Source organism: Kroppenstedtia guangzhouensis (genome assembly GCF_014637345.1).
Classification (GTDB): domain Bacteria; phylum Bacillota; class Bacilli; order Thermoactinomycetales; family DSM-45169; genus Kroppenstedtia; species Kroppenstedtia guangzhouensis.
The window spans coordinates 1-9,018 of sequence record NZ_BMEX01000034.1; the positions used below are offsets into that span (position 1 = coordinate 1).

Sequence of the window (9,018 nt, forward strand, 5' to 3'; positions counted from 1 at the left end):
CATCGCCTTCGGGGGGAACGATGCGAATGCCCTCAATGGCTTGGGCAATTCGTTTCTGAACTCCGGGTTCTTGCTTCATCAGGAATTTGTTGGCCTTTCGTGAAAAAAGTTCTTCCTTGATTTCGTGAACAGGTCGTAATACTGCTTCTTCCCATGTATGCGAATTTGCAAAGTAATCCAAGTCTAAATCAAGAATCACCGATTTGGACTGAATCCATGGATCGAGCGTGCCGTCCTGGATATGGTCGACCAGTTCTGGAATCGACCACAACCTTTTACCTTGAACATATTTTTGTAATTTCGCTTCGGTTAGAATCCTTGAATAATACTGTAGTACGTTCTCAGTCCATTCCAATTGATCGAACGGGTTTTTTTGATCTTGTTTATCACAGACATAAATTACTGACTCGATGACTTCTCTAGCAATCCCGGCAAAAATAAAGTTATCGATCCTCATGGGGATCCGATCACTGTATTGTTGAAAATTATAAACAGAGATATCGAAAGCATCCTTTTCTGATTGAATATCGTGAAGTCCAGTCACTTCTGCCCCATCGATACAATCATCATGGTGGGAATCCACATGAATAAGTGTGGCATTGGAATGAATCCATCCCCGAAAGCGGGCCAATTCCCAGCCGGCAAATGCCCAATTATGCTCCTTGCTGACAAAGATCCGTTTTTCAGGGTAGAGGATCTTCTATTTAGAATTCAATATCTTTTCTTTCTCATGCTTCCAGTCGTCAATCATGATTGAATTCATCCTTGTTTGGGTAAGATGAACACCCCCATGCGGGGGTAAAGTTTAGCCTTTAAAGGGGACGACAACGATTTGAAATAACGACCAGATGGGGTCCCGCCAGCATTTTGACAAAATCCTACTAGCATCATGGTTGGAAAGGGGCGCCTGCCATGGGCCTATTTTCACGGAAATCAATCTGGGGTAAGTTACACGTCAGGGTGAATACAGCCGATCAAGCCCTGTTACAAGCAGAAGTTTCCACAGACCGGTGGCCAATTGTTCGGTGCCTGTATCGCCTGTGTTTTTCTCCATCCTTCTTCACTGGAAAAAGCTTCGTCTCTTCAAAACCGTCTCCATCCTGGACTTTATGTGTGGATCAATGGAATCTTCAACTCCACCCGGTATGGGTGATTTCCTTGTTCGATTTGTTAAGCCTAGAATATGGTTAATCGAAAGGCCTGAGTCCCGTTGAATAATATCACTTCTTACATAGGAGCTAACCTTTCCTGAAAAAACTTTAGAATGATTTGGTTGATTTCCTCAACGCTAGGGGTGAGAGCTCCAGCAAAACTATGATCAGCGTTTTTCACTATCTGCATGGTTACATCAGTTTCCGCCTTTTTCAGGGCCTGATACAGTAAGACAGATTGGCTAATCGGTATTATACCGTCTCGCTCTCCATGAATTAAAAGAAACGGGGGTTCCTTGCCTGTAACATACGTGACCGGATTTGCCATTCGCACTCGGTCCGGATGATTCTGTATCGGTCCTCCTATAAACATAGACTCGTCAGAGTTTGGATGTTCGTGCCATCCCTTCATCTTGGAGAAATCAGTAGGAGCTCCTAGTGTACCTTGACTGGTTCCCAGGAGGGCAGAAAGGTGTCCCCCTGCTGAATAGCCCATTACGCCAATTGAGGTTGGTTCGATGCCAAATTCTTCAGCGCGATTGCATAACCAATGAATGGCCTCCGTGCAATCCTCTACCTGGGCTGGAAATTTAGCAGTCCAACTGAGACGGTAATTAATCATGCTCACGGCAAACCCTTGAGCAGCCAGTAAAAAACAAACACTGGGAGGACGAAAGGTCTTTTCTCCTGTACGCCATCCTCCCCCATGGATATAAACCACAAGGGGCTTCCGAGTGGTGACATGGGTGGAATAAAGTATATCCAGTGCCAATTGTTTTTCTTTACTGTATGTAAGATTAGTAAGGTACTGTAGCTCAGGCAGAGTATATACATCCATAAATTACCTCCAAGAAAAAGTAACCTTTAAAAAATACTATTATACATTGGAGGTCCGTAATCCTTTCTTTATTCATGATTTTTTTATGGGTAGGAATTGCTTGACTTATCCATCTTTTACAGCTAAACTAAAAATAGCATCCATATATGGATGCTATTTCAAAGGAGGTCGTTTGTGATGGGTAATGGTAATTTAGCGTTTGACCATCAGAACAGTGGGGAAAGAAAGCACGATAATCTCTCTAATACTGTAATTTTCGAGGACCTTCCTGACGTTTTGATTCAAGATCCGCACCATGAGTATGCCTACTTCATTCCGGCTGATGAACTGAAATCGTTTCAGGTGAGTGGGGAAACGTGGGAACATGTGACCCCGGGAACGGTCACATTTGTCATCCCAGATGAAAACTATGTCGAGGAAGCACCTCCATTTACCCAATATGGAGTTGAAAGCCCGTCGGTTCTGGTCCAGTTCCCTAGGGATGAGTCAGCTTATTTCTTAAAAAATGAGGATCTACAAAAATTCCGAATCGACCAGCCTGAAACTCAGCCAGTAGGAAGCATGTCCTTCGTAATTCCAAGGGGCACGGAGCTTTGGCAGGAAGTCCCGAAGATGCGGGCTTGGGAGTTGCAGTCAGGCGAAGCCTGATCGGAGGGCTTTCCTTATGAAGTCACCAACTTCTCAGGCTTCTAAACGGTGTCTGTCTAAACGAGACTGGATTGCCGTAGAGAAAGAATATCACCAGACAAAGCCACCTTTTGAGTATGTCGTTTTGGACAACCTTCTCGAAGGGGATATATGCGTCCAACTCCAAAAAAAGTTGGTGAACCACTGGGGTTGGCATTACAGACATCCCACCCGTAAACACCTTCATAACAACAACCCCAGGTTGGAGGAAGTTTACGAAATCGATCGGGAAATACGCCGTAATTTACCGACTATCTTCGATGGGCTAGAGTATGAGAAGCACTGGGCTATTATGAACAACCAAAATACGCAGGCAGTTATTCATGCAGATAGTGTGGATCTGGTACTGTCCATTTGGTTAACCCCCGATGAATACAATCTAGACCCGGATACCGGTGGGCTTATCCTCTATGATGTTCAAAAGCCCCGGGACTTCATGGAAGGATTCATTGCCGACCAATATCTTAAGGAACACACTCAGGGGAAGAAAGTTATCATTCCCTATAAGTACAACCGGGCTGTCTTATTCAATCCACTAACCTTGCACCGAACGGATGACGTTCATTTTGCTTCCGATCGGGGGATATATCACCGAATCAATCTAACTATTGCGTATACGATAAGTTCGTAGGTTTTATCAATTAAAGAACTCATCGGTTAACCGGTGAGTTCTTAACTTCGACGAAAGGATGATTCCTTATGGTGACCGTACTCCAGAAAGAAAAAAAGAGTCTGGTGACCAACCCTGGTCTGGTAATGGTTCAATCCCGTCTCTACTCCTCTGCCTATTCTGGACCCGGTAAATGGATTATTTATAATCCAGAGAACAGACGAGCATTTCTCGCAGTAGGAAAGGATATCCTACCGGAAATCGTTCCAATTCTCGCTAAATCATCCGACATTCCCATTAAAACCGATCTGGATGGAAAGTTAAAACAGTTGATGAAAGCTGGTCTGATCATAGAGAAGGATAATGCAGATTTGAAGAACATGACGTTTGTACATCGGTTTCAACGAGCCTTGCTGGATTATCCGGGTGTTAACTATTTTGATAAGGATTGGAGAAAGAAGGATTACCAATTAATGGATTCTTATGCCAGTATGTGGGATCAGCCGCCGAAAATCACCCCAAGGTTTGGTAGCCGGATTCCTTTACCGAAAGTTAACCAAGAGGATCTTCAGCCTGGGGAAAAAGTCGAACCGCTTTCGTTACGCCAGTTGGCTGCTATCCTCCGTTACGTATTCGGTCCCATAGGCAAGATCAAGGGACAGTTTGGTCCTAACTTAAGAAAAACCAATCCTTCTGGGGGGGCAAAGCATCCCACTGAATGCGTCGTAATACTTCCCCGCTCCTATGAGTATATCCAAAGTGGAATGTATGTATATGATGTCGAGAATCATGCTTTGATCAGGGAAGAAGGATATCCCAAAGAGGGACTTTACTCCCTTAATAAAGGTACCATTGGCTTTCTGTTGCGTTCTCGAGTGGAACGTCCAATGTGGCGTTACCGTGAGATCCGTTCTTTTCGTCCTATTCTACTGGATGTGGGTCACGTTTTGGAAAATTTAAGTGAGTTAGCACGAATTCATGGCTTATCTTCTAAGATGGCGGCACCTTTAGTGAAAGAAGATGAAAACTTCACTTGGTTGCAGGAGCCGGAGATGGTTACGCTTTTAGTTGGGCCGGAAGCGGAACTAGACGAGACCACTTGGACTATCCCTAAAAAAGCAGACCTCACTCAACGTCCAAGTAAACATTTCATGACAAACCCCGCTGTATACTTTTCTTTCAAGGATGGGAGTATTCATGCTAACGTTTTATGGCCCCGTGTTGAAACGATTCCTGTATCCTTCGAAGAATTCAATATTATCACCCATTGTCTTCCCTCTCGACGGGGAGACCGGAATACGACGGTCAAAGGAGTTATTGAGTCTATTCAGAACACGGTACCCGACAACGTTCAAAAGCTTATTAGGAAATCCATTCTCCTGCCGGATATACTAGGGAGGAATTTCTACAGGGGCCTGGAGTTATGGGTAAGGCATTCTTGGTACCTTTCCTTCCTTGCTCACTTAGAGGGGAGGAACTACCTGGATCAGATTCAATTTGTTTCCCTTCCAGATGACAACATACTCACGAAAGAGAATATAAATATTCTCTTTAACCGCCATACGACCCGTGTTTTTTCGCCACAAGCGGTTACCCAACGGGAATGGAAGTACCTAATGGATAAGGCATTTCCGATAAAGTGGCTAACCCATCAGAATCTCCGTATATTCTTGGCGGCTCAAAACATTGAAGGTGTCCCCCATAAATTATATGAATGGGACTATCGGGAACGAAAACTTGTTAGTCTAGAAAAAAAGCTGACATCAAAAGATATCCGTGCTATGACTAGCGGAATGGAGTTTGCCGGGACTGGAGCCATTTCCCTCTGGGTATGGAAAGGATTAAATCTGAATGAGCCGGGAACATATGAGACGGAAATCATGAAGCTGGGACAAATCGGCCAACGGATTTGTTTGGCTTGTACGGAGATGGAGTTGGGCGTGTTCCTAACCCCTGGGATTAGGGATACCTTGACCTTTGATACATTGGGAATTGATCAAAGGGCCGAATCGGTCGTTTACTATTTCAACATTGGCCGAAAACCTATTAAAGGAGAGCACCCGTATGATCGGGGGATATGAGGTATTAGACAGGTATTTTTTTGATCAGGGTTGGAGACTAATCGATCTCAAGGGATACGGTGGATTGATGGTATGGGATCCAAGGAACGATTATTTTGCTTTGGTCCATCGCGAACTGTTGGAGGAGATGGAGCGCCTGATCCCAGTTGCTTCATCCCTTAAGGAGCTGATTGCCCTTGCAAACGGAAAACGAGCTAATTAATGAGCATCCGCATCGGGTGGATCTTTTCCTGTTAGGATGTCAGTTAAGGGTCCATTGTAAATACGAAAACTGTGCGAAGGACATCCGTGAATATTTCCCCCATGCTGTCCAACCCCATTGGTCCACCCCGGATATACAGGTGTTTTGTGACTGGGAACGGGCCGGCCGATATTTATTCCGGTCTCGTCCTGAAAAACTTCAAAACAGCCCGTTAAAAGGTGTCTACACCCAACTATTGGGAGGTTCAGTCCATGAATGGACAAACCATAATCCTCCCCTTCCCCCTTTCGTGATGGCTCCTTTGCGCGACCGATTTGTGGGTCTCCATGCTGGTGCCGTGGTCACGGACAACAATCAGGCGATGCTTTTTATCGGTCCTAGTGGAAGTGGAAAAACGACCTCAACATCCGTGTTGGTTAATAGTCACTCATGTCATCTTTTGACGGATGAGACGGTGTTTATCCATCGACGTACATCCCTAGTTGAACCTTTCCACCGGGAGATACGAGCCGTCCAACCAGACCCGGAAACCGGGGTATTGAAGAAGAAATCCATTCATGTTGATGTTTTTTACGATTCGGTATATACCCAACCGGTTCCCGCGACCCATGGTGTATTTTTGGAACCAGGGTCCTACGCGGGAATTCGGCCCATTTACCCGGCGGAAGCATTAAAAAGGTTGATCGATAACCATTTGTACCTTGGCTGTGATTACGACGAAGCTTTGGTCACCTTGGGATTATTGGCCAAAGACTTGTCCTTTGTTGTTTTGAATTACAAAACCTATGACCAACTAATTTCCATGGCTCCCCAAACGTTAAAAATTCATCGGCAACAAAAACTTGTATAAAGTCGATCCAGAGGAGAGTCTTTATGAATATCAAGCCCTCGGTTCATCGGAAAAAAGAGCTGACATTGAATCGAAATATTCCACTTCTATCCGTATGGGTGGGACAAGGTTTGTCTGCCCTTGGATCAGGGATCTATTCGTTGGCCTTGGCTTGGGAAGTAGTACGGATTACGGGATCTACTCTTGCGATGGGAACAATCCTGCTTGTCACCATGCTTCCGAAGATTATATTTTCTTTTTTCGGAGGGGCGTTAGGAGATCGATTCATCAAGAAGCGTCTGCTTCTAATAACAGATCTCACCCGATTCCTTCTGGGGATCGGGTGGGGCCTTACTTTGTTGGGACGTGAGACCACCTTGATGGAGCTCTATCTCTTCTCGATCATCTTCGGAATTATTCAGGCGTTTTTTAGTCCGGCTTATAACGCCTTACTTCCTGAGCTAATCCGACAAAACCAGATCCCCCGGGCCGTCACTATCAACATGATGGTGTTTCGGCTCTCCAGTCTGGTTGCTCCGGCTCTCGGAGGTGTACTGGTGACTTTACTTTCCTTTGGTTCCATCGTAATTTTGGACTCTGTGACTTATGGATTGGCATTTCTGTGTAACTGTCTGCTTCCATCGGTTAAGATGAAGGAAAAGAAAAAAGAGCCGATTCTAACTAGTATCAGAACCGGTATCGGATATTTCGTACATCACCGAAGAATCTTTTGGTCCGTCATTCTCATTACGTTCGCTAACGTCGCCGTTGTAACATTCAGTGTAAATCTACCCAAATTTGTCCAAGTGGATCTTCACTGGAACGCCGATACTTATGGATGGATTGTTTCGATGTTCGGCTTGGGTGCATTGGTGTCGCTTCTAGTGCTAACTGCTTTCCCCTTAAAACGACGAATGGGTCTTCTCTATCTCTTGACGTTAATACTGGGCGGGAGCATGTTGTTTTCCATAGCCTTTGCCGATGTTCCAATCCAACTTGGGGCCTGCATTTTCGTAATGGGCGCGGCCTTTACCATCACTAGTTCAATTAGCACAACCATATTACAGAAAGAAACGGATAAGTCGTACCTAAGTCGTGTAATGGGCATAGCAGGAGTTTCTAGTTTACTGACTCCAGTAGGTTATGTCTTGTGGGGAGCTGCCGGGGATATGCTCGGAAATGTTACGGTATTCGTGGTAGCCGGGGCCATCGTAATTCTGGTCGGTTTATTTGGTCTTACGACGTCTTTGCGAAAGCATGATGGATGATAAAGTGATCACCGGACATTTTGAGAACTTCGGAGAAGAGGAAAACGAGTTTTGAAACGGCGGATTTTACATGTATCTTCCCCGGGGTACGGGATTGTCCCACTCGTTGTAGATTTTATTTTCGGGATGGCAATTATCGCCATTTTATGCGGTGAAGGGGTTGTTTTCCTCTTGTTCGCTGCAAACTTGTTGCTCTAAGGCTTGCTTTAACAAAGACAGCTGACGGTATCCCTTGATCCTTCGGAAACGCGTCTCTGCTTCCAACAGGCCAGCAGCTGACCAGCGAAGAACTTGTTGACCGTTTCGCCAACGGACTTCACATTTCGGGATACATCCCGAACCGTCTTAAACGCAGATTCAATAACGTTGGTACCGCATCGTCGCTTGCAGGTTCAGGAGACCGCCACTTTCAATTTCCACGGAATTTGGGACAAAGCCGGAGTACTCTTCCCTTTTATGATGTGACTACCAACCAATTTCTTCTTCCCTCCCACCAGTGCAAAGGCCTTCCAGTTCCAATCTCATATTGGGGATTTCACCAAGTGGCATAGGGATTCCACCGATATCTTTTTGTTCAATGTAATACAGTTTGATTGTGTTACATGGGTGATGTGAGAGATCTAATGATCATTCGCAAAGCAAATTTTGATGATATACCATGCATTGCACAAGTAAACGTTGATAGTTGGCGAAGTGCTTATAAAGGAATTGTTCCTGATGATTTTTTAAGTGATCTGTCTTATGAAAAACAAGAAATGAAATGGGAAAAACGTATTCAAAACAAGCAGTGTGGGATTTATGTAGCAGAAAATTCTTCAGGTCAGATTATTGGTTATGCCAACAATGGGCCTGAAAGATCTGGAAATCCCTTTTATGATAGTGAACTCTACGCCATCTATATCTTGAAGGAATATCAACGGCAAGGGGTAAAACGACTGATTCAACAGATGGTGAAGGAAGGGATGTCTTCTTTTCTTGTTTGGGTTTTGGCTAAGAATCCTTCCCGAAGGTTTTATGAAAAACTGGGGGGAAAGAAACTTGGGACTCAATATATAGAGATCGGTAACGTTAATTTGGAAGAGGTCGCATATGGAGTGGATAGTAATCATTTCAGACAAAAAGAACCGGCTCCTCTGTATTAAGGAGCCGGTTCTTTTTGTCTGAGGCTCTCGATATACCGGCCGAATTGACTTTTATGGTACCTCCCGCTTGGTGTCATGGCCCTATTCGACATAATATACAGTATAGGGGTCACCGGACCATTTCGGGAAAATTGTACGTTAAGACATATGTCCGTAACAAAAAAACCGGCTCCCTGTACGCTAAGGGCCGGTTTTAGGTATGTCTCAGCC

At 44.8% G+C, this 9,018-nt stretch carries 8 protein-coding genes and 2 pseudogenes; 7 read left to right on the forward strand and 3 right to left on the reverse strand.

The window, feature by feature from the left end:
* A pseudogene (locus IEV46_RS17230) lies at positions 1 to 631 on the reverse strand (UPF0489 family protein); the annotation flags it as partial.
* Positions 632 to 1,227: 596 nt separating this feature from the next.
* Entirely contained in the window at positions 1,228 to 1,989 is a 762-nt protein-coding gene (locus IEV46_RS17235; protein ID WP_188433760.1) for an alpha/beta hydrolase, read from the reverse strand.
* A 177-nt stretch (positions 1,990 to 2,166) separates the two neighbouring features.
* On the opposite strand from IEV46_RS17235, the gene IEV46_RS17240 reads away from it, so the two are divergent.
* From IEV46_RS17240 to IEV46_RS17265, 6 genes are all read left to right on the forward strand, one after another.
* The gene (locus tag IEV46_RS17240; RefSeq protein WP_188433762.1) at positions 2,167 to 2,637 is read left to right on the forward strand and encodes a hypothetical protein; all 471 of its coding nucleotides are present in this window, start codon (positions 2,167 to 2,169) and stop codon (positions 2,635 to 2,637) included.
* 16 nt (positions 2,638 to 2,653) lie between these two features.
* Positions 2,654 to 3,307, forward strand: coding sequence for a hypothetical protein (locus tag IEV46_RS17245; RefSeq protein WP_188433764.1), 654 nt, complete (start codon positions 2,654 to 2,656; stop codon positions 3,305 to 3,307).
* A 68-nt stretch (positions 3,308 to 3,375) separates the two neighbouring features.
* Positions 3,376 to 5,367: a nitroreductase family protein gene (locus IEV46_RS17250; RefSeq protein ID WP_188433766.1), complete on the forward strand. Its 1,992-nt coding sequence runs from the start codon at positions 3,376 to 3,378 to the stop codon at positions 5,365 to 5,367.
* Positions 5,351 to 5,569, forward strand: coding sequence for a hypothetical protein (locus IEV46_RS17255; protein WP_188433768.1), 219 nt, complete (start codon positions 5,351 to 5,353; stop codon positions 5,567 to 5,569). Before IEV46_RS17250 ends, IEV46_RS17255 begins: the two co-directional genes overlap by 17 nt.
* Before the next feature lie 301 nt (positions 5,570 to 5,870).
* The gene (locus IEV46_RS17260) at positions 5,871 to 6,419 is read left to right on the forward strand and encodes a hypothetical protein (protein WP_188433770.1); all 549 of its coding nucleotides are present in this window, start codon (positions 5,871 to 5,873) and stop codon (positions 6,417 to 6,419) included.
* Between the two features lie 23 nt (positions 6,420 to 6,442).
* On the forward strand, positions 6,443 to 7,666 hold the full coding sequence (locus tag IEV46_RS17265; RefSeq protein WP_188433772.1) for an MFS transporter: 1,224 nt from the start codon (positions 6,443 to 6,445) through the stop codon (positions 7,664 to 7,666).
* A gap of 144 nt (positions 7,667 to 7,810) precedes the next feature.
* On the opposite strand, the pseudogene IEV46_RS18265 reads toward IEV46_RS17265, so the two are convergent.
* A pseudogene (locus IEV46_RS18265) lies at positions 7,811 to 8,037 on the reverse strand (IS256 family transposase); the annotation flags it as partial.
* Positions 8,038 to 8,289: 252 nt separating this feature from the next.
* Between IEV46_RS18265 and IEV46_RS17270 the strand changes: the two are divergent.
* Positions 8,290 to 8,808 carry a GNAT family N-acetyltransferase gene (locus tag IEV46_RS17270; RefSeq protein ID WP_188433774.1) on the forward strand — a complete coding sequence of 173 codons (519 nt, stop codon included), beginning with the start codon at positions 8,290 to 8,292 and terminating at the stop codon, positions 8,806 to 8,808.
* Positions 8,809 to 9,018 lie beyond the last annotated feature (210 nt).

Excerpts from the sequence above, each read along its gene's own strand:
- IEV46_RS17235 (WP_188433760.1), bottom strand. The coding sequence starts at position 1,989 with ATGGATGTATATACTCTGCCTGAGCTACAGTACCTTACTAATCTTACA.
- IEV46_RS17240 (WP_188433762.1), top strand. The coding sequence starts at position 2,167 with ATGGGTAATGGTAATTTAGCGTTTGACCATCAGAACAGTGGGGAAAGA.
- IEV46_RS17245 (WP_188433764.1), top strand. The coding sequence starts at position 2,654 with ATGAAGTCACCAACTTCTCAGGCTTCTAAACGGTGTCTGTCTAAACGA.
- IEV46_RS17250 (WP_188433766.1), top strand. The coding sequence starts at position 3,376 with ATGGTGACCGTACTCCAGAAAGAAAAAAAGAGTCTGGTGACCAACCCT.
- IEV46_RS17255 (WP_188433768.1), top strand. The coding sequence starts at position 5,351 with ATGATCGGGGGATATGAGGTATTAGACAGGTATTTTTTTGATCAGGGT.
- IEV46_RS17265 (WP_188433772.1), top strand. The coding sequence starts at position 6,443 with ATGAATATCAAGCCCTCGGTTCATCGGAAAAAAGAGCTGACATTGAAT.
- IEV46_RS17270 (WP_188433774.1), top strand. The coding sequence starts at position 8,290 with ATGATCATTCGCAAAGCAAATTTTGATGATATACCATGCATTGCACAA.